Here is a 22,554-nt window from a genome sequence, read left to right as displayed (position 1 = left end):
TGTTTTCATTTGATAGGAATATTATACGAAAAAATTTTTCTTTTATCAATATTATATTAAAGAAAATTTTTTATTCATTGAGTTAAAGAAAAATATAATTCAATACATAACTTTAATATATATTGCCATTAATCTTTTTTGAAGAATTTAATTAAATGTAAAACCATTTCCCCTTCTATTACGTCTATATTAATAAAGCATTATCTTTTATTTTCAAGTAAGGAGTTAACAACATGAAACGCTTAAAATGGAGAAATATTTTCATACTTTTTATTTGCCTCACTCTTTTAGTATTTATTTTCAAATTTTTCGATAGTGACAAAAAACAGGCTGCTGAACCCTCAGAAAAACAGCCAGAGGTCAAAATACAATATGATCAAAATTATAAGACAATTGAAATAAACTCATATACTAAAGATGAAAAGCATGGAGGCTACTGGACCAGCTATCCAATCCTTCCAGATGAAGAAATCACTGCTGCATTGAAAAAATATATTACAAGCAAAATTACTGAATATGATAAACGAATTCAGAAATCAAATGTTCCGGTTACACAGGAAACTTCCTTACATATTTCCTACACGATTACGCATTACAGCAAACAAACAATCTCGATTCTTTTTGAGACGTTTGAATATATTACAGGACCTAAAGGGAATTTGACAACAGAAAGTTTAACATTTGATTTACAGACACATAAACAGCTTTCATTAAAAGACATTTTCCAAGAAAAAAGCAATTATCTATTTCTCCTTTCAAAAATCAGTTATGGCGAATTAATAAAGGATAAAGACCTAGCAACAGACAAAGCGTTAGTAAAACAAGGAACTTCACCAAATGAAAATAACTTTCAACACTTTGCGATTCTAAATGATTCTATCCTTTTTTATTTTCCTTCTAACCAAATTGCTGCAGAAAAACTAGGTGTTCAAGAACTTGCCATCAAAAAAGATATCTTACAAGATAAATTACTAGCAATCTATCAAGAGGAAGAGAAAAATAAAAATTTACTTGCAGAAGCAAAACCGAAAAAATTGGCTACCGAATTACCAGAAGGAGCGAAAATTGATCCATCAAAAAAAGTCATTGCTTTAACATTCGATGATGGTCCAAGTAATAAACCAACAAAAAAAATTCTCAAAGCATTAAAGAAATATAATGGCCATGCTACGTTTTTTGTTCTTGGTGAGCGGGTTCAATATTATCCAAACATCCTTCAGGAAACGATTGAGAACGGGCATGAAATAGGGAATCACTCATGGAATCATCCGCTTCTCACTAAAATGAATAAGAAGAGAGCCTTAAAGGAATTTCAAGATACAGATAATTTAATAAAAAAAGTAACAGGAATGGAACCTACCCTTATTCGCCCGCCCTATGGAGCCATTCAGCCTGAACTAAAAAAAGAACTAGATAAAGAGATTGTGCTTTGGACCATTGATCCAGAAGACTGGAAACATCCATCGAAAAAGAAAATTGTTGATAAAGTTATGAAAGCAGCGAGTGATGAAAGCATTATTCTTATGCATGATATATATGAAAAAAGCGCTGATGCAGCAGTGGAAATTATTGAAAAGCTAACGAAAGAAGGGTATCAACTTGTAACTATTTCTCAATTAAGGGCCGTACAGGAGGAGAGAAATAGTAAATAAAAATGTAATAGATTTTTTGTTTTATAATAAAATCAATCTTTGTAAGCACCAAAATTTTTGGTGCTTTTTTCTTTATAACCAGGAAACAACTATCTATTTATCAAACTTCACATAAGATAAATTAAAAATAAAGGAGGCAAACATATGCAGCCAACCATTATCACTGGGCTAGATGGCGTAATTTATCAAAACTTCCCCCAGCCGACATATGGAGCATGGAACCAACAACTTCTTGGAAAGGAAAACTCTTATTACTATTTGATTGGTGGACAAATGTATTATATTGCTCCAAGGCCACAAGGAACTCAAGCTTATTACCCTTACTTAGGTCCAAATGTACCGTTAAATAGAGGACCATGGTATTGATATTTTCCGCATCTACCAAGTGCTTAAAAAATGCTGTTTATTATGTATTTGGTTAGCAGGACTATTCAAATTAATAAAATTTTGAAGTACGTTTACAAAGAAAAAGCTTCTCTAATGAGAAGCTTTTGAGAAGCTTTCAGACCGTCGACAAACTCCTAATTCAGTAATTAGGAGTTTGTCTTAGTTTATAAATATACATCTTTTAAATAAGAGTTGATTTCCGTGGCAGGGTCTCAGACTGTCTCGCAGATCCCACAGGAGTCTCACCCCTTCCCCTCCAATCAATGCATAATAATTCCATTTACATTTGCTAAATTTTGTCAACAAGCTGAAAGCTTCTCTAATGAGAAGCTTTTTTCTACGTTCCTTTATAATGACCTGTACTGGGTTCGAACCAGTGACCCCTTGCCTGTCAAGCAAGTGCTCTCCCACTGAGCTAACAAGTCATGATTATAGATTATTATTACCTGCATCTTTTAAAATTCTGCTTCTGTCCTTATCATACCATGTCCTCTCTCCACATTCTAGGAAAATATAGAAAAAGTGATGGTCTGCCATCACTTTTCCACAATTATTGAATTCCCTCCAGTAACTGGTCTAATTGATTCGTAATCCTTGCTTCTGAATCGATATCTAAAACATAGTTTTGATTGTCTTGCTTCGCAATTTGATTATCTGTTACATAAGCTCCAGTTAATAAATTCGTAGCACCTAGGTTTGCTAATACAGGCTTTAAAGCATAATCCATTACTAATAGATGGGCAATAGTTCCTCCTAGCATCAGCGGAAGAATTGCCTTATTTCGAAGACTCTTTTGTGGCAATAAATCAAGAAAAGTCTTAATAATTCCGGAATAAGACGCCTGAAATACAGGTGATAATACAATGACACCATTACTTTGTTCTACTTTCTGTCTTGCCTCTATTATATCCTTGTTCATAAAATCTGCTGTAATTAAGGCCTCACTTGGTAATTGATGAACTTGAATAATATGAACACCCACATTCTTCTTTCCTAAATAATCTACCGCAAATTGTAAAATACCTGTTAATCGTGAGTCTATTTTATGTCCACCAGCTATGATGGTTACCGTTGTCATGAAAGCCTCTCCTTTATAATAAATTCCCATTATAAAAACGATGTTTTTTATTTATCCATTATTCTAACACGAAAAAGAAGAACCGTGCTGAAATGGTGATTTCTAAATTAAATGCAATATTTATTACTTTCCATATAAATATGTTCACAATTCCGTCATATTCTTTTGTACATATTGTGAATTAAATCACAATCTCACTTTTTTCTTAAGAGTATTTGATATATTTAACTTGTAAATAATAAAAACAAAAAAAGAAGGGATGATTTTTATGTTTATGAGTTTTTTAAGAGAAAATAAAGTCGCAGCTGGGCTTTTAACCATTATACGTTTGGTGCTAGGTTATTCTTGGTTTACTTCTGGATTTGGTAAATTAACTGGCGGAGGATTTGACGCTTCTGGATTTTTAACAAATGCCGTTACTAATCCAGTTACAGGACCAGACGGAACCGCGGTTTATGGATGGTATACAAGTTTTGTCGAAGGATTTGCTTTACCAAATGTTGGACTATTTAATGTGCTCGTACCAATTGGGGAGGTATTAGTTGGTCTTGGGTTAATTTTAGGTTGTTTAACAACGGCAGCAGCATTCTTTGGTGTCATTATGAATTTCTGTTTCTTGCTTGCAGGCACCATCTCTCATAACCCAACAGATATCTTAATGGGCATGATCATTATGTTTGCTGGAGCAAATGCAGGTTACTACGGATTAGATCGATGGGTATTACCATATATCAGAAAAACAATCTTTAAAAAAGAAGATCATAATGCAGAATTTACAAAAAAACCTCGTTTAACATAAATAGAAAGTTGCTAGGAAATTTAAGCGGATGACCTGTAAGAAAAAAACCGAACAATTATACGATTTCCCTTAACATTTACGTATAATTGTTCGGTTTTATATTTAGTGAAAATAATTATCTCACGGCCTCTTCCTCTCTCTTATCATTCATTAATTAAACAAACCCTATCCTCTTTTAGACTTTTTTGACAGTCAATAATCCGTTGATTGCAGCTTCCTTTAAATAATAAACTTAAATCTTTTTGTTCTAGCACAAACCGACCATCTACTAAAACATCTACATACATACTTAGTTGGGTAAATTCATCAGATTGGGCTGCTCTCAATTCTTCCCAAAGAAATCCAGTATAACACCAAATATTTTTATTTAATTGTTTACATTCCTTAGCTAATTGCTTAAGCTCTGTTATTTGTAGCATGGGCTCGCCGCCACTAAAGGTAATATCGTTTAAGGGATTTTGCTTTACTTTCCTCATTATTTCGTCAATCGACATTTCTGTTCCGCCATTTATTTTCCAACTTTCTGGATTATGGCATCCTCTACAATAATGCGTACACCCTGCAAAAAAGATAGTAGTTCGCAAACCTGGACCATCTACTATGCTGTCTTCCACAATCGATAACACTCTCATCGATGTTTGACCCTTTCCCGTTCTTCTGCCCGTTTTGCATTATTCCACCGATTAAGTGATCCAACAAGATAACCAGTTATTCTCCGAATCCTTTCAATCTGGTTCTCATTTTCCTCCCCACAATTTGGGCATTCATTATCGATTATTCCTTTATGTCCACAAGTCATGCATCGATCCACTGGATGATTAATGCTTCCGTAGCCAATCCCTGCCTCTTTCATCGTCCGTACGATTATTTCTATAGCGTCTACATTCTTACTGGCATCGCCGTCCAATTCTACATACGTAATATGACCAGCATTTGTTAACGCATGAAACGGTGCTTCGCGCTGAATTTTTTCATGAATAGAAATGGGAAAATAAACGGGAATATGAAAACTATTCGTAAAGTATTCTCTATCTGTCACCCCTTTAATAATCCCAAATTTCTTTCGAGCAGCTCTTAATGCTTTTCCAGCGAAGGATTCTGCTGGAGTTGCAAGAAGAGAGAAGTTTAGCTGATATTTTTCCAAGGCTTTGTCTGCCTTTTGGCGCATAAACTGAACAATACGTAAACCAATTTCATACGCCTTTTCACTTTCTCCATGATGGACACCAAGCAAGGATACTAGGCATTCCGCTAAACCAACAAACCCAATCGATAATGTACCTTGCTTCAGAAGTTCTTCTAGTGGATCATCCACATTCAGTTCTTCTCCGCCTTGCCAAACACCTTGTCCATATAAAAACTTGAAATTCGCTACTTTTTTCTTTCCTTGATAATAAAATCTTTCAAGGAGTTGATCAATAACCAAGTCGATCGTTTCATCCAGTTTGCGGAAAAATGATTCTACCGTCGTTGACTCTAAAGCCAATAAAGGAAGATTAACACTTGTGAAAGATAAATTCCCTCTTCCTATTGTTTGTTCACTTCCATGGATATTTCCCATCACTCTAGTGCGACACCCCATTGTGGCGACTTCTGATTGAGGAGTGCCATTATAATAAGCTAAATTAAATGGGGCATCTATAAAAACAAAATTGGGAAATAATCGTTTACTTGTCGTCTCCATCGCTAATCGGAATAAATCATAATTGGGGTCATTCTTTTGATAATTAATTCCGTCTTTTACTTTAAATACGATAATTGGAAAAATGGGCGTTTCTCCTGCCCCAAGTCCTGCTTGGGTTGCCAATAATAAATTCTTTGTCACCATTCTTCCTTCTACTGATTGATCTGTTCCTAAATTTACAGAAACAAATGGCGTCTGTCCACCGCCGCGGGAGTGCATGCTGTTGCAATTATGTATAAATGCCTCACAAGCTTGATAGGTTTCTCTTTCTGTCCATTCCCAGGCCTTTTTCTCTAGTTCCTCCTTTTTTTGAATTACCTCCTTTAATCGTTCTTTATTTTTTCTATATGTTTTCTGTATATATGGCGCAAGATCATAGTCTAACATAGGGATGGATTGTCCGCCATGCTGCTGATTTTGATTAGCTTGCAAAATAATTGAAGTAAGAGCCATTGCACTCATAATTGATTTTGGTTCTCTCATATATCCATGACCAGTATTAAAACCGTTTTTTAAGATTTTGGCCAACGGGATTTGACAGCATGTTGTAGTACCAGAAGAATAAAAGTCTAGATCATGAATATGAATATATCCTTCTTCATGTGATTGTTTTACCTTTTCCGATAATAAATGTTCCATTGTATAATATTTAGAAGCTGTCGCAGCAAATTGCATCATATGACTCATCGGCGACATTCCATCTACATTTGCATTTTCTTGGATAAAGTCTTGATTGTTGCTGTTAATTATTTCTACAAATTGATTTAATAGTTGAACTTCATTACTCATTTAATTCACTCCATTCTAAAGGAATCCTTATCCATTATAATAGAACGAATCATCATTTCACTATATATTGTGTTTATTTCACAAAAAATACACAATATATAGAAATACAAACATAGAAAAATTCCTATCGCTCTAGCTTTATACTATTCACAAAGTGCTTTTATTGATAAACTAATTGTAAAATCATCCGTAATAAAGGAAGGATAACTATGACAACAAAAGGGACAATTAAAGAGGAAACTATCTTTAGTAAAGAATTAGGAGAAGAAGTGACTTTATTAATCTATCTCCCACCAGCATTTTCTCCTCTTTATAAATATCATTTACTTATTGCACAAGATGGGAAAGATTATTTTCAATTTGGCCGAATCGGCAGAGTAGCTGATGAATTACATGGCAATCATCAAATTGCGGATACCATTATTGTTGGAATCCCCTATTCCTCTGTTCATGATCGTCGCAGGAAATATCATCCTGATGGCGCACAGAATAAAGCATATATTCGTTTCTTAGCGCATGAACTTGTTCCCTATTTAGATAAACAGTTTCCCACCTTCCAAATGGGAATGGGACGTGGACTCATTGGCGATTCATTAGGTGCAACTGTATCATTCATGACCGCTTTAAAATATCCGCATACTTTTGGAAAAATTATGTTGCAATCCCCTTTAGTAAATGATGGCGTCTTTGATGCTGTTCATAAATTCGATTCTTTTCATTTACTAGAAATAGATCATATTATCGGTATAGGGGAAACAGCTGTAAAAACAACCATCAACACAACAGAGGATTTTCTGACTCCTAACCGAGAATTATCTCATGTTTTGCAAACAACAAATGCTGATTATTCATATGAAGAATTTAATGGGGATCATACATGGAAATATTGGCAGCCTTATATTGCAAAAATGCTCCTGAAAATGTTTCCTTCTTAAAAAAGGGCATTCGATTGACTGTTTTTATTACCTAACGGAGTATCTCGTTAACCATTAGGATTTTTTCTGAAATCTTTGAACTTAAATGACTAATTTTGTTATAATATCTTACATATAGAACATTGAAATCGTAATAATAGATAGTCTATCTTCTATATCTTTGTACACTCTTTTATTTTGAAATGGAGGTTCGTCGAATGAAATACGGTATTGCTATTTTCCCTGGTAAGGATTTGCAGGATTTAGCTAATTCACTTCGAAAAAGATATGACCCGAAATACGCTTTAATTCCCCCACATATCACGTTAATTGGTGATTTTGAAGCTAATAATGAGGAAATTGAAGAAGTAAGTAAAAAACTAGCAACGATTGCAAGTCATTATCATTCTATTCCCATTAAAGTGACAAAGGTCAGTTCTTTTAAACCCGTAAGCAATGTTGTTTATTTAAAGATTGAACCAAGTACAGACTTAGAACATCTTCACCAAGAACTAATCAGTACATTGGGTGTTAGTCCAGAGCATCCATTTGTGCCGCATATTACACTTGGGCAGGATTTATCGAGTGATGAACATTTAGACTTATACAGTAATTTACGCATGCAAAACTATCATTTTGAAGAAACAGCGGATCGTTTCCATTTGCTATATGAATTGGAAAATGGCTCTTGGACAGTCTATGAAACATTCCGTTTAGGAAAGGAATAGTGGAAAGTGGAAGTAGTTATCGTTAAAACAGATAAAGAGTTAAAAGATGCCTTTTATGTTCGTCAAACTGTTTTTGTACAGGAGCAGAATGTACCAATAGAAGAAGAAATAGATGCATATGAAGAGGATAGCGTTCATTTTGTCCTCTATGATGACGACAAAAAACCTATTGGTGCTGGACGTTACCGGACATTTGATGAATACGGAAAGGTAGAAAGAATCTGCATCCTCTCCACTAATCGAAAAGGTGGAGCTGGAAAAGCCGTTATGAATAAAATCGAGGAATATGCCTTAAATAATGGGGCTCCTGCCTTAAAACTGAATGCCCAAACACAGGCAATTCCCTTTTATAGCAAACTAGGATATGAAGTCATCTCGGATGAATTCCTAGATGCTGGTATTCCACATAAAACGATGATTAAGCATTTATAAAATTTTAAGGCTGCCCAATGGTTGAAAGCACAGCTTACCTTTAAAGCTTGTGATTATCCGCCATAGAGCTGCCTTTTTTGTTTCCGCAATTATCGAAAACAGAGGTTTGAGGTTTAATTTTCCTCCATCTGCCTACAATAGATGGAGGAAAGGGTGAGTTGAATTGGAATTCACACATATATTTAGCGAACTAATTATCGGCTATATTTTATTGCTGCTTTTAACAAAAGTATTAGGAAAAACACAAATCACGCAAATTACTACCTTTGACTTTGTTTCTGTTTTAGTACTAGGAGAGCTTGTCGGAAATGCTATGTATGATACAGAGACAGGAATAAAAGAAATAATGTACTCTATTCTTGTTTGGGGAGGATTAATTTACATAACAGAATTCATCACCCAAAAGTTTCGGAAAACCAGACAACTTTTAGAAGGAAAACCATCCATTGTTATCAATAAAGGCAAGATTGATTTTAAGGAATTACAGAAAAATCATTTGGATATTAACCAATTACAACATTTACTTCGTGCAAAAGATGTTTTTTCAATAGCAGAATGTGCTTATGCGATTTTAGAAACAGATGGGACGATAAGTGTACTCAAGAAATCAGCATACAGGAATCCCACAAAGCAAGATATGAATTTATCGTTGGAAATCACAGCTCTTCCAATAAGTGTTATTCTTGATGGCGAAATCATCAAAGAAAATTTACCTCGAATCGGTTGGAATGAAGAGCAATTAATGCAAGAATTGAAAAAACAAAATGTTCAATCTCCAAAAGATATCCTCTATGCCGAATGGCAGGAAGGATCGCCTTTATATGTGCAAAGCTACCAAATGAATTAAAGCAATTTAGATTTGTGCATGAAAATAAGTGCCTTTTCCAGTTAGTTCTGCAATTAACTTCTCATTGGCTACTTGTTCTTCATGCCTTTGTTTCTTCTGGTAAGACGTCTGAGAAGGATACTTTAACTCTAGATTGTTAGAAAAATTAACGATTTTAGCCGCTGGATAAATCTCTTCTTTCTTATAATTCCGTGTTTTGCTTACAATGTCTCTGACCGCGTACTGCTCGGCTTGATAATGAGAAATTGGCAGAATATATCCCATCAGAATCTGTCCCTTCTAGTTTATTATTTTATCCTTTTCCCTTCTTTTCCAAAAAGCAAACCCCTTTTCTACTCTTTAAACAATCATCTGTTTTTGATATGATAGATATTATTTCAAACTTATGTACAGCTACAGATTTATTAATAGATTCGAGGTTTCCTATGTTAACAGCTTTTTATTATGATAGACTTATTTCCTTAAATACCATTGACAGACAAGAATTACAGAAAATTTATGAAGCTGGCAAAAATGGATTTCTCGCATGCTCTGTATGTGGAGAAGCAGTAAAACTTTATTTAGGGTTAAAAAGTACTCCCTATTTTTATCACTATTCAGCTAAACAGCCCTGTATGACAGAAGCATCTGCTGTTGCACAGGAACAAGCTGCTATGACTGAAACCGATTATGAAGAAAGAAATGGGTTCCGGATTCCTAAGAGTAGAAATATTTCCAAAGACCATACAGAAATTACTCCTTTTAAACCGCCTATGTCTATAAAGGCGATTACCCATACATCTGATGTCGCTGCTAGTCAACCAGTTACTTTTCCAAAAGAATCTTATTTAAATACACTGAAACAAAACGGCTATTCTCTTGATATTACACAAAGTGAGGCTGTCGCAATAGATGATGGCCCCATTCTAGTTCTTGCAGGGGCCGGAAGTGGGAAAACCCGAGTGTTAACAATGAGAGCAGCTTATCTCATACAGGAGAAAAAGGTAGATCCGTCAACCATCATGCTCGTTACCTTCACAAATAAAGCCGCAAATGAAATGAAGGAAAGACTCTTGCACTATCCAATGATGAATAAAGGGATTGTGCAAAAAATTGTTTCTGGGACTTTTCATAGCATTCTCTACCAAATTTTAATTTTTCATGAACGGGAGAAATGGCAGCGAAATAAATTATTAAGCAGTAATTGGCAGCGAGAGCTTTTGTTAAAGGAAATTGCCCGTGAAAGGCAAATAGATGAAAAAGACTTCCCTTTCGATGCAGCTCTTCAATTAATCGGTGCATGGAAAAATAGTATGCTTCTTCCCCATGAAATAGAGCCTCTTAATGACTGGGAAAAGAAAGTTGCCCAGCTATATAGTGGATATGAAACAAAAAAAATACAGCGAAATTTATATGACTTTGATGATATGCTTCTGGGCGGCTATCATTTCTTTCTTGAAAATCCAGCTATTTTAGAAACCTATCAAAAGCGTTTTACTCATTTCTTATTAGATGAATTTCAAGACATCAATAAAGTTCAGTACGAATGGATGAAGCTAATGGCAAGGTCAGCTCATTCTATCTATGCAGTAGGAGATGATGATCAATCTATCTATTCTTTTCGTGGTAGTGATCCAAAATACCTTTTAGATTTTGAAAAAGATTATCCAAATGCTAAAACGATTATTCTTGATTATAATTACCGCTCTTCCCAAGAAATTGTATCCATCGCTAAATCTACAATCAGTAAAAATACGAAGAGACGAGCAAAAAAAATGATAACTGGCTATTCTGGCCAAACTCCCATTGCCTTTTATCCTTATGATGAGGAAGAAGAAGCTACGATGATTTTGACCGATATTCAGGAGAAAATAAAGACAGGCTATGAACCGAAGGATTTTGCGATTCTCTTTCGAACTAATACAAATAGCCGTGCCATGTTTGAGCGATTAGCTTCTTCCAGTCTGCCATTTCGTTTAGAACAAGAGTCAGGTTCTTTCTATCAAAGGTTTATTGTGAAAAGTATGATGGCTTATTTAAAGCTCATTCATGATCCAGATGACCAGCAAGCAGTTGCTGATATTCTCCCAACCCTATTCTTAAAAAAAACGGTATTACAAGATATTAAAGCAATAAGTATATTAGAAGATTGCAGCTTTTTAGATTGCCTAGTTTTTATTAAAACAGGATTCGCTTTTCAAGAAAGCAGATTGAAAAAGATTCCAGAAATAGTAAAACGATTAATTCGTTATTCTCCTCTAGATGCTATTAATTATATTGAAAAGGAATTAGGCTTTCAGGAATTTATAAAAAAACGGGGAAACGAAGGAAATCAATGGGATAAAGGCTCTGATGATATTCGCGATTTAAAGGTTGTTGCACGTAAGTTCCAATCGATTAAAGAATTTGTTCAATATACAGACCATATGACTGCCATGAATGAAGAATTACGAAAGCAATATCGAAACGAAGATAATGTAATCACATTAAGCACGATTCATCGCGCCAAAGGTTTAGAATATAAAACAGTCTACATTGTTGGTACGGTTGATGGTTCCATTCCCCATGACTTTGCATTAGAATCGTTCCGCAATAATAACTTCATGCCGATAGAAGAAGAACGTCGCCTTCTCTATGTTGCGATGACAAGGGCCCAACAAGAACTATATTTATCGATTCCTATGTATTTAAGAGGGAAAAAAGCAAAGGCTTCGCGTTTATTATCACCCTTGACTATGGTTGCTATTAATGCAGCTGAAAAGAATCGACTATTATAAAAGAATCAGTAATTCAAGCCTTACTGAGATACATTCTTACAAGAATCATTTAACAGGAAAAAAATAGGGTAACTATATCGTCAATTCGAGTAGCTACCCTTTTTCATTTTTACTTCTTGTTAATCATTTTAGATAATGTATTAAAATCAAGCTGTTTGCCATCTTTAATAATTGATTCAACAATCTTATCTTCTGTTTGCTTAGGAACAGATTTTCCAGCAATTTGTGATACTCTGCGAATGACACTTCTTACTGTTTTTTCATCTTTAAAATTAGCATTTTGTAAGGAATTCGCTAGTTCTAAAATATCCTTCATATTAACGCCAGTTTTAGACTCAATGTTTTTAAAGAAATTATTGTTCATACCTGTGTTTCCTCCTTCGATGAGCTACTTTATATTCTATGAAGGAAAGAATAAAAGGTGAAAACTCAAGAAAAAGAAAACAAAAAATGAACAAAGTGCTTAAATAAAAATCGAGTAGGAGGGAGTGGTTAACTCCCGACCTCTCACACCACCGTACGTACGGTTCCGTATACGGCGGTTCAATTAAGATAAATGACGCAAGAATTTATAACGAGTTTGTAGACTTTTAAACCCTTGATTATTCCAATAGGAGATATCGAGGGTTTTATCTAATATAGGACTGTTCGAGACGCGCCAATAGCCCTTCCGGCTATTTCCCCATTCATAAGCCTTCCCTTTTGGGACACCTAGATGTATAAGGTTGCGAATCCTTGTCTTTGGTTTCTTCCAGTCTTTCCATTGGCACATGCGAAGTCTTCTTCGTATCCAACCATCTAATTTTATAAACAGTGATTTAGTATCCGCTAATGCAAAATATCCACACCAACCCATTAGATATTGGTTTAATTTCTCCATCCGATATCTCATAGAATAGGGCATCTTTCTGGAAGTGATTTCTCGTATTTTCATCTTCATTCGTTTTAAGCTTTCTTTTGCGATACGAATCTTTGGTTCTTTAGAAGACGTGAAGCTAAACCCTAGAAACTTCCGTTTCCATGGTCGGTCTACTGCTGACTTCTTCTCATTCACTTTTAATCGAAGCTTCTTTTCGATGAATCGTTGAATGCTTGCCCTTGTTCGTTCTCCTGCCCGCTTCGATTTTACGTAAACATTACAGTCATCTGCGTAACGAACGAATTTATGCCCTCGACTTTCTAGCTCTTTATCTAGTTCATCCAGAACTATGTTAGAGAGTAATGGACTTAATGGTCCGCCTTGTGGCGTTCCTTTTTCTGTACTTGAAATAACTCCATCCATCATAACGCCCGCCTGTAAATATTTGCGGATTAGCTTTAATAGTGGTTTGTCATTGATTCTTTTCGCAAGTGTACCCATGAGTCTATCATGGTTGACCTTATCAAAGAACTTCTCTAAATCCATGTCTACAACCCATCTATATCCTTCTTTGATATATCCCTTTGCTTTCCTTACCGCATCATGGGCGCTTCGGTTTGGTCGAAAGCCATAGCTATGTTCGGAGAACATCGGGTCATATATCTTTGATAATACTTGGGCAATGGCTTGTTGAATCAAACGATCTTTCACGGTTGGAATACCTAGTAGCCGAACACCTCCATCAGATTTCGGGATTTCGACTCTTCGGACAGGCATTGGCTCATAAGTACCCTTGAAAATAGCCTCTCTGATAGAATGCCAGTTTTCGACTATGTGCTGTCGTAGGATTTGTACGGGCATCCAATCTACTCCATGACTTCCTTTATTCTGTTCTACTCGTTTTAATGCTTGAAGCATATTTTCCCGTGACAGGATTTGATTTAAAAGCATCGTTATTCTTCCTTCCGTGAATAGCTTATCTTCTTATGCCAGTGGTCACTCCACCCTCCAAGAGATCCCCCACGGAATTCACCGTTTCCTTCCTCAAGTGAGGTACTATGTTTTCTGTGTTCCTCATGACCTACTGAAAGCCAAGGGCTATTCTCTCTTAATTGTTCCGTCCTTCCAAATCGTTCTAGACCGATTTGTACTATGACATCGGCTGACTTCTGATGGTTCAGCTACTTATCGCTAAGTAGGTTAGGAAGAGTACTTCACGTATCCATCAGACCTCCCCGGGTAAGAGTGCAATCTTTCCTTCCATCTATCTGCTTCATTTACTTTGTATCACCTTCGGCAGAAAGGACTTTGTTTTGTTTGGCAAACTCATCCAATGATACCTAGCCTTCTATGAAGTTCGTGTCCCTCAGACCGGAAGTTTGCCGCCCGCTTCCTTCAGATTCCGCGTCACCACGGACACCCTTGCGTTAAGCTAACTGCTACTTCTGCCTTCGCAGTTCGGGACTTTCACCCTTAAGATTGCACCCATGCCGGGCACACCAAGAAAGGAGCTCTCTTTGCAAGAGAACTCCTTTTCCCAATGACTAAATGAATTAGCTGTAGAAGCTAGCTCCTACGATAATTAAAAGGATAAATAAAACAACGATTAATGCAAAAGAAGAAATTCCATATCCTCCTCCGCCATAGCCGCCGCCATAGCCATATCCGCCATAACACATTCCTGCATCACCTCGCTTCTCCTTGTACTCCTTAACAGAATATGGGGAATTGAAGTTTATGTGTAGGCAAGCTACTATTAACGAATAGAATGTACGATTGTCACAGAGTTAATCATTTATTTCTCCGTTTAAGCAACACTTTTCCGTGTCTGCTTTTCTTTTATAAGATATACTGCATTATCCTTTAGGTTTAAACAGTAGTGCTCCTATAAAGCCAAATACGATTGCTGCTGATATTCCAGAGCTTGTCACTTCAAACATACCTGTTAATACACCGATAATGCCATGCTTTTCAGCTTCTTGCATCGCCCCATGTACTAAGGCATTCCCAAAGCTTGAAATTGGTATTGTCGCACCTGCTCCTGCAAAGTCAGCAAACGGCTCGTATAGTCCAAATCCATCTAAAACTGCACCAGCCACAACTAATGTTGTTAATGTATGTGCAGGCGTGAGCTTTGCAACATCAAACATAAGCTGACCAATGACACAAATTATACCACCAATCACAAAGGCCCAAAAAAACATTGGAAGCATAATAGATTCCTCCTTCTTTCTTTTATAAATAAGCATTCTACAGAGAAAAAGCACTGCTTAAATTTCGATTGATACAGCATGCGCGATACAAGGTATTGTTTCCCCTTGTTGAACGGTAAGCGGTGAGAGAAGCGCACCAGTGGCGACACAAAGGATTCTTTTATACATACCTTTCTTCATTCCATTTAATAAATGCCCGTACATTACTGTTGCGGAACAACCTGCACCGCTGCCTCCAGATTGTACAGGCTGGTCATTTGTATATATTAACAAGCCACAATCTTTCATTATCTTTTCATCAATTGTTAACCCTTTTTCCTTTAAAAGGGCTATTACCGTTTCTCTGCCGATTTTTCCTAAATCGCCTGTTACAATTAAATCATAATAAGAAGGATCTAATTGTAAATCTTGGAAGTGAGCAAGGATAGTATCAGCAGCTGCTGGAGCCATTGCCCCACCCATATTAAAAGGATCTGCTAATCCCATATCTACGACTTTCCCTATTGTTGCAGAGGTTGTGTAGGGAAGTCGCTCATCTGACTGATTCTTCGTAATTAAAGCAACACCGGCACCTGTTACGGTCCATTGAGCAGTCGGCGGTTTTTGGCCACCATATTCTGTTGGATAACGAAACTGTTTTTCGACTGCTGCGTTATGACTAGAAGCACCTGTTAATACATTATTAGCTCCTTGATAATTCACCATAAAGGAAGCAAGTGCTAAACCCTCCATAGACGTGGAGCAAGCACCAAATAATCCGAAATAAGGGATTTGCAAATCTCTTGCAGCAAAACTGGAAGGTGTAATTTGGTTGATTAAATCACCTGCTAAAAAGAACTGGATATCTTCTCGCTTGAGTTCTCCTTTTTTCATGGCTGTTTGTGCTGCTTCTTCCAATAAAATGCGATGAGCCTGTTCATACGAGGTTTTTCCCATCCATAAATCATCATGTAATACGTCAAAATCAGCAGCTAATCTTCCATTTGCTTCAAAAGGACCGCCTGATACTCCGGTAGATTTTATTACTGGATGATTTTGAAATACCCAGGACTGTTTTCCCTGAAGCATTAGAATCCCCCCGTCATCATAATAAATAGTGTTTTTATAAGAGCAACTACAAATGCCGAAAAAACACCGAACAATATAACCGAACCAGCTAGCTTAAAAATATTTCCTCCGACTCCTAGCACAAATCCCTCTGTGCGATGTTCAATTGCGGCAGAAATAATGCTATTACCAAATCCTGATACTGGAACTGCGCTCCCAGCACCAGCAAACTGGCCTAACCGGTCATAAACTCCAAATCCAGTCAATAACATCGAAAGAAATATAATGGTAGCAGAAGTTGGATTTCCCGATGTTTGTTCCGTAAAATGAAAGAAATATATATAGAAGTAAGAAATAAATTGACCAATCATACAAATAAATCCACCTACAAAAAATGCTTTAATGCAGTTCTTAAGAACAGGTCGTTTCGTTTCAAATTTTTGCTCGAATTTTTCATATTGCTGCTGCTGTGGTGTCTTGTTTTTTTTCTTACTATCCGCCACCTTTTTCCCTCCTTACGTTAATTCATTATTCAATTGAATAATCTCTTTCAAACGTTTATCTGCTTTTTCTTTACTATAGTCCGGCTTCTGGATATTATCCCATAAGCGGATGGTCTCTAAGAATATCTTAAAATCACTAGAGACAGTGAATCTTTCATCTGGATATTTTGCTTCAAGCTTCTTCGTTAATTCCTTTTCAATACTTTTCATTTTAAACCTGGCCATTTGCTTTACCTTATATGCAACTAATGTATCTTTCTTCCCCTTGATTACTGCAACATCATAAATGGACGAAATGGTATTCGTTTCTTCTTTTATTCCTTCTACTAATTTTTCTTGGTTTCCATCAGTCTCTGTATAAAGAGCAATTGGCGCTGGATTAATCCTTTTAAGCATTGACCATCGGCTATTCGGTGTTTCCTTCGCACAACCAGCTAAGAATACACATATGCTAAAAATCAATAGATAAGATGCATGCCTTCTATTTGTCATATTCTTCCCTTCCTATGTAAAGATGAATTAATGTATCTTTATTTTTTTCGATTTAGGCAATAATTATTAGATGTTTCTACAACAAAAAATATCCAATTTTTACAAACTGGGTTTAAGTCATAAAAAATACCCGCACAAAGTCGGGTATTTTTTGTTATTTTGCTAATTTTTTTCCACAGTTACATCCAGATTTTTTTCTCTTTGCTTTAGTCGGTTGCGCCTTTACTGGCTCAGTCACTTTAGGTACTTTTTTTCCCAGCAACTCCAATCCCTCCAATAATGATGATTTATACATGTATAAAAACATTAATTTTTAATGTTCTTATCACATTGTATGTCAGGAAAAAATGTATGTGTAAACAACTAGCCTAGCATTTGGTAACTATTCAACAAACACTCGTTGTAAAATAGCTTCTAACAAAGACGCTCCTCCAGCTATCGCAAAGACAAGAACAAATGGTTCACAAATAACTGGAAAGAAATAATATAAAATGGTAAGAAAGATTGCAACCCATACTCCGGTACACCAATAACAACTAATTAATTCACCAATAAAGCCGCGAATTTTTCCTGACTTAGGGATAATATAAACTTCTGTTTGCCCGTCTTTATTTTGTTCCTCTATTTCTTCTAAGAATATTTTCCGGAAAAATTCAGTAATCTGATCAAACACAATCAATCTTGTTACACGAAAGCTTGCCAAAATGAGTAAAAAAAACTCCATCCAATGGATTTCCATCTCCATTCTCCTCTCCGATTGTCCAAAATATTCTAAACGAATGGTCATATGCCCAAATTTCAAGAAAAAAGGCGTTTGTCCGTAACCCATAAGGCTCTTCGGCAATATGTTAGTAATGTAAGAAACATAAAGAAAGAAACAAACAAGGAGGAAAACAATTATGGGTTGTGGAAAAAAAGAAGATATTCACGGTACATCCAGCTGCGTTTGCGAAGTGGTTCGTGCCATTAAAGATATCCAGGATAGCGCTGAAGACAATTGCGAATGTGAAACTAACTGTTTCTCAGAGCCTTTAGGATCTCTTGTATCTCCAACAAAACGTAAAAAAGCAGATACACGTGTATTCGTATTAAGTAGTGCAGATGGCTCTCCATTCCATGCATTCTTTACAGGTCATGACTGCAACTGTGTTTCCATCTTTTTCAGAGTTGAAGATATTTTTGATAACTGCTGTGCAGTATTGAGAGTTCTTGCTCCTATTGGTAAAGATGGGGAAACTCTAGATATCGTTGGACACAAAGGAATCGACTTAAGCAAAATTTGTGAATTAGAAGGATTCCAACGCACTTCAAGCTGTATAACTGTTGACTTAAACTGCTTCTGTGCTGTTCAATGTATCGCTGACGTTGACTTAAATGTTTGTGACTAATGAATTACTAACTTTGTAAATGCTATACACTCGGAGGTCGTCTTTAAGACGCCTCCGTTTTTATGGTCACTCCTTTCTCTCCGCCTTATATTTTATGCATAGGAAGAAGCAGGCATGTTATCAGACGAGTTTGATTCTATATGTTCACAAATTTGTTGAATATTGTATCGTGAAGTTTATTACTCCTTAAATCCTCCCTAATTCTTAAGCATTTTTTATGCTTGTACAATATTCAGCTTTTATAACTTCGATAAATAAAAAAAGATTATTCCAAATGGATAAATAGTGACAAATATATCCTAGCGAGTAATATAGTGAATAATGCCGCTATTATATTGATGACACCATAATATCCAATTTGAAATAACCGTCTATTAACCGGGAAAGAATGTTTAAATACCAATCATTTTAATCTCTTCAATCGATGCTATATTTAAAGTAACGATTGTCTGATCCATTAATTTTATATCGACTTTATCTGCATTTAAATCAACAACAAATCCACGAACTTTCTCCTTAGCAGTTACAACCAAACATGGGACTGGAGGTAACTGTTTTGGAAAATGAAGTAAGTACTCTAATTTCTCGACAATTCCCATTTCTTTAAAGCTTTTTAATCGTTTAAAGGCGGGTTTTCTTGGTACTTTTTCCACTTGCTGTTCCTGATAGGTTTGAATTTGTTCTTGCACATTTGTAGTGCCTTGTTTTTCGACTCCTTCTTTCACAGAATCTTTTTTCGCTTTTACTTCTTGGAGCGCCTCTTCCTTCTGCTTTTTTTCCATCAGCTCTTTGTATTGTTTCTGTTTAGAAATATTTGCTGAATAGCTCACTTGCATATTGCCCTTCATCGTTTTTGTGCCTGACTGAGAAAGATAAGGTTTACTATTCTCACTATACATCTTTATCACCTCCTAAAACAGATAACACAAAATTTATAGGATTCATCCTAATGTATGCATGATTCGCCTAATATGTAACTTGAAATAACAAAAAAAGAAAGGTAGTACAAAGAGTAGAATTGGCGCAAAGAAAAAGAACAAAAAAAAGACAGTCAATCAACTGATCGGCTGTCTTGCATGAAATTAACCAACAATATGGAAACCTGAGTCAACATGAATGTTTTCTCCTGTTATCCCTCTTGCTAAATCACTGAATAAGAATAATGCTGTATCGCCTACTTCTTCTGGAGTAGTTGTTCTTCTAAGTGGAGAACGTTCTTCAATTTCTTTAAGAATGGAATTGAAATCACTGATTCCTTTTGCTGATAATGTACGAATTGGACCTGCAGAAATAGAGTTAACTCGAATCCCTTCTTTTCCTAGGTCAGCAGCTAAGTAACGAACACTAGCATCTAATGAAGCTTTAGCAACACCCATTACATTATAATTTCTAATAGCGCGCTCTCCGCCTAAATAAGTAAGTGTAACAATGCTTCCCCCTTCTGTCATTAACCCTTTAGCTTCTTTTGCTACAGCAGTTAAAGAATAAGAGCTAATATTATGGGCAAGCAAGAATCCGTCTCTTGTTGTATTCATATAGTCACCTTGCAGCTCTTCTTTATGAGCAAAAGCAATACAATGAGCAATGCCATGAATAGTTCCTACTTCTTTTTTTATTGTTTCAAAACAAGTAGCAATCTCTTGGTCATTAGTAACATCGCATGGTAAAACAATACTATCTGTTGAGTCTAAAGTTGCAACAAGGTCACGAACGCTTTTTTCTAATCTTTCCCCTGCATAAGTAAAAATTAAACGAGCACCTGCTTTATGCAAGGAAGTCGCAATTCCCCATGCAATACTTCTTTTATTCGCAACACCCATAACTACATAGGTTTTGCCTTTTAACGAAAAAGTCATTCTTATTCCTCCTATATACTATTACAAGTTATTAGTACCTAGTACTAATTTTACTACAAAAACGCAAAAAAAGAAAGCACTGTTGTAATAGGCGATTTAATCATTTTCTTCTATTTAAAAAACTCTATCATTTCTTTCAGCAAAAACTATTCATTAGCCCCCTCTTCCCTTTATCTACTTTCATTCCCATTAAAAGGAACCAAACTCTGAAAAAAGCTTTCTCTTCCTTTTATCAAAAGAAAGAGAAAGCTTGGTTTACTTGCTTACTTATAATTAAACTCTAGTTGGCGTTTTAATTCTGTTACATACGAGTGTGATCCTGTAACAAGAAGATGATCATTAAGCTGTAATTCTGTATCTCCATGTGGAATAACAAAATCAGAGCCTCTGAAAATGCGAACGAAAATAACGTCTCCCGTAAATGGGAATGAGCGCAAGGACATCCCTTCAAATTCTTTGTTTCTTAAAGTAATCTCATGTAATGCTGTTTCCGTATTACCAAGTAAGGCAAATATATTTGGTGATTGAATTAATGCCGTTAATAATGCCTTCGTTGAAGTAAGCATAGAGAAAACTTCGATATCTTCTCTGCGCAGCACTTCTTCTTTCTCCATGTTCTCGACACGACAAATAACTCGGTCTACCCCTGCCCTTTTTATCATCAAGCTCATCTCAGCATTTAAGTAAGAATCTCCTGTGGAAACAACAACAATATCAGCTCCATAAATATCTGTTTGTTGCAGTATATCCTCTGAATAATTTTCCAACTCAATGATTTCAAATAGGGAGTCCGCAATTTGAAAATCATGTTTTTCTTGTTTTTTATGATAAAAAGTAACATCATACAATGTGGACTTTAACTCTTGATAAACCTGCATGGTTACCTGATTAACCCCAATAATAGAAACATTTATCACTTTTTCACGTGCAGCCTCTTTAGGGAATAGCTTTTTAAAGACAACTGGCGTAATGATACAAGAAATAATCGCTACCAGAATAAAAGTACCACTCATTTGGGTAGTAATAATATTCAATCGTTCCCCAATTGTCGCTGCTGCAATTACAAGGGATAAGGTTGAAGTTAATAAAAATCCAGATGCAACAATTGTTTTAGTATCATACCATTTTTTTAAATAATAGATTGGCAGCAACTTACTTACTAATAATGCCACTAATAGTAATGGGATAAATAGCAATAGTTTAAGATCAGTAAATAATGACCATATATCCATCTCCACACCAATCATCACAAAGAATATAGGAATTAGAAATCCATAACCAAAGGAATCAAGCTGATGAACCAATTCCTCATTTGGCGATAATAATGACACTAGGACCCCTGCCAAGAAAGCCCCCAAGATATGCTCAGCTCCAACAGATTCGGAAAGTGCAACAAGAAAAATGATTAGTGCAAATACTGCTCTCGTACCAATTTGCACGGTTCCTCGGGAAAGAGTATCCATAAATTTTTTATTTTTTATTCTTCTACCAACAAAGTAAAGAATTAACCCTGCTCCAAAAAGAATTAATAGCAGCCAAGTATTTCCTCCTGATTCATGGATAGAAGCAAAAACAGCAAGCAAAATCATCGTGACTAAGTCTGCAATTACAGCCACTAGCAAAATAATTTGCCCAATAACTGATTTCATTATATTTGCTTCTTTTAAAGTAGGTACTACAACTCCTAAAGAGATAGTTGCAATAATTATTGTCATTAAGAAAGTACTATCAACAAAACCAGCGAATACAAACAAGAAACTTAATCCAATGGAAAGAACGAGAATTGCTGCAAAAATAATAATTGCCGTTTGAAAGGATTTTGGCTCCAATTCTCCATTAGGCAGAGTCTCTCTTTTTTTCTTACTAGAGAAAGCAGAAAAGTCTATCTCTAACCCACTTAAAAACATTAAAAAGATAAATCCTAATGTTGATAGCGTTTCTAGCCACATATCCTGTTCGACTAGATTAAATCCGCTTTTTCCTATAATTAATCCCATCAAAATTTCGGCAACTACTACCGGAATGACATTCAATTTAAGTCGCTGCAAAATAATGGGGGTTAATAGAGCTACCGTCACCACGATAACTAGTGATGCGAAAGAAGCACCATGTGCCATCACTATCCCTCCT

General features: G+C 35.8%; 23 protein-coding genes, 1 tRNA gene and 1 pseudogene. 9 read left to right on the top strand and 16 right to left on the bottom strand.

The genetic code is table 11. The annotated features are described in order from the left end of the window. Window positions 1-233: 233 nt before the first annotated feature. Both NSS71_RS00730 and NSS71_RS00725 read left to right on the top strand, forming a co-directional pair. Window positions 234-1,652, top strand: a complete 1,419-nt coding sequence (locus tag NSS71_RS00730; RefSeq protein WP_061797419.1) for a polysaccharide deacetylase family protein — start codon at window positions 234-236, stop codon at window positions 1,650-1,652. A gap of 144 nt (window positions 1,653-1,796) precedes the next feature. Further along, a complete protein-coding gene (locus tag NSS71_RS00725) occupies window positions 1,797-2,018 on the top strand; it encodes a hypothetical protein (RefSeq protein ID WP_047942409.1) in 222 nt (73 codons plus the stop codon). Between the two features lie 374 nt (window positions 2,019-2,392). Here the strand turns inward: NSS71_RS00725 and NSS71_RS00720 are convergent. Continuing rightward, window positions 2,393-2,464, bottom strand: a tRNA-Val gene (locus tag NSS71_RS00720). A gap of 125 nt (window positions 2,465-2,589) precedes the next feature. Further along, entirely contained in the window at window positions 2,590-3,117 is a 528-nt protein-coding gene (gene ssuE / locus NSS71_RS00715) for an NADPH-dependent FMN reductase (protein WP_047942410.1), read from the bottom strand. A gap of 268 nt (window positions 3,118-3,385) precedes the next feature. Here ssuE and NSS71_RS00710 point away from each other — a divergent pair, with 268 nt between their 5' ends. Beyond that, window positions 3,386-3,916, top strand: coding sequence for a DoxX family protein (locus NSS71_RS00710; RefSeq protein WP_047942411.1), 531 nt, complete (start codon window positions 3,386-3,388; stop codon window positions 3,914-3,916). A 143-nt stretch (window positions 3,917-4,059) separates the two neighbouring features. Here the strand turns inward: NSS71_RS00710 and nrdG are convergent, their stop codons facing one another. Together nrdG and NSS71_RS00700 are read right to left on the bottom strand one after the other, a co-directional pair. Further along, window positions 4,060-4,548 (bottom strand): anaerobic ribonucleoside-triphosphate reductase activating protein, encoded by a 489-nt coding sequence (gene nrdG, locus NSS71_RS00705; RefSeq protein ID WP_047942412.1) that lies wholly within the window; start codon window positions 4,546-4,548, stop codon window positions 4,060-4,062. Continuing rightward, window positions 4,545-6,389 (bottom strand): anaerobic ribonucleoside triphosphate reductase, encoded by a 1,845-nt coding sequence (locus NSS71_RS00700; RefSeq protein ID WP_061797421.1) that lies wholly within the window; start codon window positions 6,387-6,389, stop codon window positions 4,545-4,547. The genes nrdG and NSS71_RS00700 overlap by 4 nt, the downstream gene beginning before the upstream one ends. 209 nt (window positions 6,390-6,598) lie before the next feature. Between NSS71_RS00700 and NSS71_RS00695 the strand changes: the two genes are divergently transcribed. The 4 genes from NSS71_RS00695 (at window position 6,599) to NSS71_RS00680 (ending at window position 9,310) form a co-directional block, all read left to right on the top strand. After that, on the top strand, window positions 6,599-7,324 hold the full coding sequence (locus NSS71_RS00695) for an alpha/beta hydrolase (RefSeq protein ID WP_047942415.1): 726 nt from the start codon (window positions 6,599-6,601) through the stop codon (window positions 7,322-7,324). Between the two features lie 197 nt (window positions 7,325-7,521). After that, window positions 7,522-8,031, top strand: a complete 510-nt coding sequence (locus tag NSS71_RS00690; protein WP_047942416.1) for a YjcG family protein — start codon at window positions 7,522-7,524, stop codon at window positions 8,029-8,031. Between the two features lie 6 nt (window positions 8,032-8,037). Further along, the gene (locus tag NSS71_RS00685; protein WP_047942417.1) at window positions 8,038-8,463 is read left to right on the top strand and encodes a GNAT family N-acetyltransferase; all 426 of its coding nucleotides are present in this window, start codon (window positions 8,038-8,040) and stop codon (window positions 8,461-8,463) included. Window positions 8,464-8,626: 163 nt separating this feature from the next. Next, window positions 8,627-9,310, top strand: a complete 684-nt coding sequence (locus tag NSS71_RS00680; RefSeq protein WP_047942418.1) for a YetF domain-containing protein — start codon at window positions 8,627-8,629, stop codon at window positions 9,308-9,310. A 6-nt stretch (window positions 9,311-9,316) separates the two neighbouring features. Here the strand turns inward: NSS71_RS00680 and NSS71_RS00675 are convergent, their stop codons facing one another. Beyond that, entirely contained in the window at window positions 9,317-9,574 is a 258-nt protein-coding gene (locus NSS71_RS00675) for a hypothetical protein (RefSeq protein WP_047942419.1), read from the bottom strand. A 161-nt stretch (window positions 9,575-9,735) separates the two neighbouring features. On the opposite strand from NSS71_RS00675, the gene NSS71_RS00670 reads away from it, so the two are divergent. Next, window positions 9,736-12,066, top strand: coding sequence for a UvrD-helicase domain-containing protein (locus NSS71_RS00670; RefSeq protein WP_061797424.1), 2,331 nt, complete (start codon window positions 9,736-9,738; stop codon window positions 12,064-12,066). 109 nt (window positions 12,067-12,175) lie between these two features. On the opposite strand, the gene NSS71_RS00665 is transcribed toward NSS71_RS00670, so the two are convergent. The 8 genes and pseudogenes from NSS71_RS00665 to NSS71_RS00630 all read right to left on the bottom strand — a co-directional run bounded on the left by NSS71_RS00665 (window position 12,176) and on the right by NSS71_RS00630 (window position 17,925). Further along, window positions 12,176-12,430, bottom strand: a complete 255-nt coding sequence (locus tag NSS71_RS00665; RefSeq protein WP_047942421.1) for a stage VI sporulation protein F — start codon at window positions 12,428-12,430, stop codon at window positions 12,176-12,178. Window positions 12,431-12,613: 183 nt separating this feature from the next. After that, window positions 12,614-13,876 (bottom strand): group II intron reverse transcriptase/maturase, encoded by a 1,263-nt coding sequence (gene ltrA / locus NSS71_RS00660; protein WP_061797426.1) that lies wholly within the window; start codon window positions 13,874-13,876, stop codon window positions 12,614-12,616. Window positions 13,877-14,478: 602 nt separating this feature from the next. Further along, window positions 14,479-14,562: pseudogene (locus NSS71_RS00655) on the bottom strand (YjcZ family sporulation protein); the annotation flags it as partial. A 219-nt stretch (window positions 14,563-14,781) separates the two neighbouring features. After that, window positions 14,782-15,138: a stage V sporulation protein AE gene (spoVAE, locus tag NSS71_RS00650; RefSeq protein WP_095258848.1), complete on the bottom strand. Its 357-nt coding sequence runs from the start codon at window positions 15,136-15,138 to the stop codon at window positions 14,782-14,784. A 57-nt stretch (window positions 15,139-15,195) separates the two neighbouring features. Next, window positions 15,196-16,206: a stage V sporulation protein AD gene (gene spoVAD / locus NSS71_RS00645; RefSeq protein WP_144545286.1), complete on the bottom strand. Its 1,011-nt coding sequence runs from the start codon at window positions 16,204-16,206 to the stop codon at window positions 15,196-15,198. Then, window positions 16,206-16,688 carry a stage V sporulation protein AC gene (gene spoVAC, locus NSS71_RS00640; RefSeq protein ID WP_047942425.1) on the bottom strand — a complete coding sequence of 161 codons (483 nt, stop codon included), beginning with the start codon at window positions 16,686-16,688 and terminating at the stop codon, window positions 16,206-16,208. Before spoVAC ends, spoVAD begins: the two co-directional genes overlap by 1 nt. 12 nt (window positions 16,689-16,700) lie before the next feature. Further along, window positions 16,701-17,180 (bottom strand): hypothetical protein, encoded by a 480-nt coding sequence (locus NSS71_RS00635; protein WP_047942426.1) that lies wholly within the window; start codon window positions 17,178-17,180, stop codon window positions 16,701-16,703. Between the two features lie 382 nt (window positions 17,181-17,562). After that, window positions 17,563-17,925, bottom strand: a complete 363-nt coding sequence (locus tag NSS71_RS00630; RefSeq protein WP_309325346.1) for a DUF1360 domain-containing protein — start codon at window positions 17,923-17,925, stop codon at window positions 17,563-17,565. Between the two features lie 154 nt (window positions 17,926-18,079). On the opposite strand from NSS71_RS00630, the gene NSS71_RS00625 reads away from it, so the two are divergent. Beyond that, window positions 18,080-18,568 carry a CotY/CotZ family spore coat protein gene (locus NSS71_RS00625; RefSeq protein WP_047942428.1) on the top strand — a complete coding sequence of 163 codons (489 nt, stop codon included), beginning with the start codon at window positions 18,080-18,082 and terminating at the stop codon, window positions 18,566-18,568. Between the two features lie 392 nt (window positions 18,569-18,960). On the opposite strand, the gene NSS71_RS00620 is transcribed toward NSS71_RS00625, so the two are convergent. The 3 genes from NSS71_RS00620 to NSS71_RS00610 form a co-directional block, all read right to left on the bottom strand. Continuing rightward, entirely contained in the window at window positions 18,961-19,467 is a 507-nt protein-coding gene (locus NSS71_RS00620; RefSeq protein ID WP_047942429.1) for a CotO family spore coat protein, read from the bottom strand. 183 nt (window positions 19,468-19,650) lie between these two features. Then, window positions 19,651-20,424 (bottom strand): enoyl-ACP reductase FabI, encoded by a 774-nt coding sequence (gene fabI / locus NSS71_RS00615; RefSeq protein WP_047942430.1) that lies wholly within the window; start codon window positions 20,422-20,424, stop codon window positions 19,651-19,653. A gap of 263 nt (window positions 20,425-20,687) precedes the next feature. Further along, window positions 20,688-22,541, bottom strand: coding sequence for a monovalent cation:proton antiporter family protein (locus NSS71_RS00610; protein WP_047942431.1), 1,854 nt, complete (start codon window positions 22,539-22,541; stop codon window positions 20,688-20,690). Window positions 22,542-22,554: the final 13 nt, after the last annotated feature.

The organism is Niallia sp. FSL W8-0951 (assembly GCF_038006525.1).
GTDB classification, from domain to species: domain Bacteria; phylum Bacillota; class Bacilli; order Bacillales; family Cytobacillaceae; genus Niallia; species Niallia circulans.
Note: the sequence above shows the minus strand (reverse complement) of the source record. Positions and strands in the feature narration are given on the sequence as shown.

Coding starts and splice junctions, on each gene's coding strand:
- NSS71_RS00730 (WP_061797419.1), top strand. CDS start 234: ATGAAACGCTTAAAATGGAGAAATATTTTCATACTTTTTATTTGCCTC.
- NSS71_RS00725 (WP_047942409.1), top strand. CDS start 1,797: ATGCAGCCAACCATTATCACTGGGCTAGATGGCGTAATTTATCAAAAC.
- ssuE (WP_047942410.1), bottom strand. CDS start 3,117: ATGACAACGGTAACCATCATAGCTGGTGGACATAAAATAGACTCACGA.
- NSS71_RS00710 (WP_047942411.1), top strand. CDS start 3,386: ATGTTTATGAGTTTTTTAAGAGAAAATAAAGTCGCAGCTGGGCTTTTA.
- nrdG (WP_047942412.1), bottom strand. CDS start 4,548: ATGAGAGTGTTATCGATTGTGGAAGACAGCATAGTAGATGGTCCAGGT.
- NSS71_RS00700 (WP_061797421.1), bottom strand. CDS start 6,389: ATGAGTAATGAAGTTCAACTATTAAATCAATTTGTAGAAATAATTAAC.
- NSS71_RS00695 (WP_047942415.1), top strand. CDS start 6,599: ATGACAACAAAAGGGACAATTAAAGAGGAAACTATCTTTAGTAAAGAA.
- NSS71_RS00690 (WP_047942416.1), top strand. CDS start 7,522: ATGAAATACGGTATTGCTATTTTCCCTGGTAAGGATTTGCAGGATTTA.
- NSS71_RS00675 (WP_047942419.1), bottom strand. CDS start 9,574: ATGGGATATATTCTGCCAATTTCTCATTATCAAGCCGAGCAGTACGCG.
- NSS71_RS00670 (WP_061797424.1), top strand. CDS start 9,736: ATGTTAACAGCTTTTTATTATGATAGACTTATTTCCTTAAATACCATT.
- NSS71_RS00665 (WP_047942421.1), bottom strand. CDS start 12,430: ATGAACAATAATTTCTTTAAAAACATTGAGTCTAAAACTGGCGTTAAT.
- ltrA (WP_061797426.1), bottom strand. CDS start 13,876: ATGCTTTTAAATCAAATCCTGTCACGGGAAAATATGCTTCAAGCATTA.
- spoVAE (WP_095258848.1), bottom strand. CDS start 15,138: ATGCTTCCAATGTTTTTTTGGGCCTTTGTGATTGGTGGTATAATTTGT.
- spoVAD (WP_144545286.1), bottom strand. CDS start 16,206: ATGCTTCAGGGAAAACAGTCCTGGGTATTTCAAAATCATCCAGTAATA.
- NSS71_RS00635 (WP_047942426.1), bottom strand. CDS start 17,180: ATGACAAATAGAAGGCATGCATCTTATCTATTGATTTTTAGCATATGT.
- NSS71_RS00630 (WP_309325346.1), bottom strand. CDS start 17,925: ATGGAGATGGAAATCCATTGGATGGAGTTTTTTTTACTCATTTTGGCA.
- NSS71_RS00625 (WP_047942428.1), top strand. CDS start 18,080: ATGGGTTGTGGAAAAAAAGAAGATATTCACGGTACATCCAGCTGCGTT.
- NSS71_RS00620 (WP_047942429.1), bottom strand. CDS start 19,467: ATGTATAGTGAGAATAGTAAACCTTATCTTTCTCAGTCAGGCACAAAA.
- fabI (WP_047942430.1), bottom strand. CDS start 20,424: ATGACTTTTTCGTTAAAAGGCAAAACCTATGTAGTTATGGGTGTTGCG.
- NSS71_RS00610 (WP_047942431.1), bottom strand. CDS start 22,541: ATGGCACATGGTGCTTCTTTCGCATCACTAGTTATCGTGGTGACGGTA.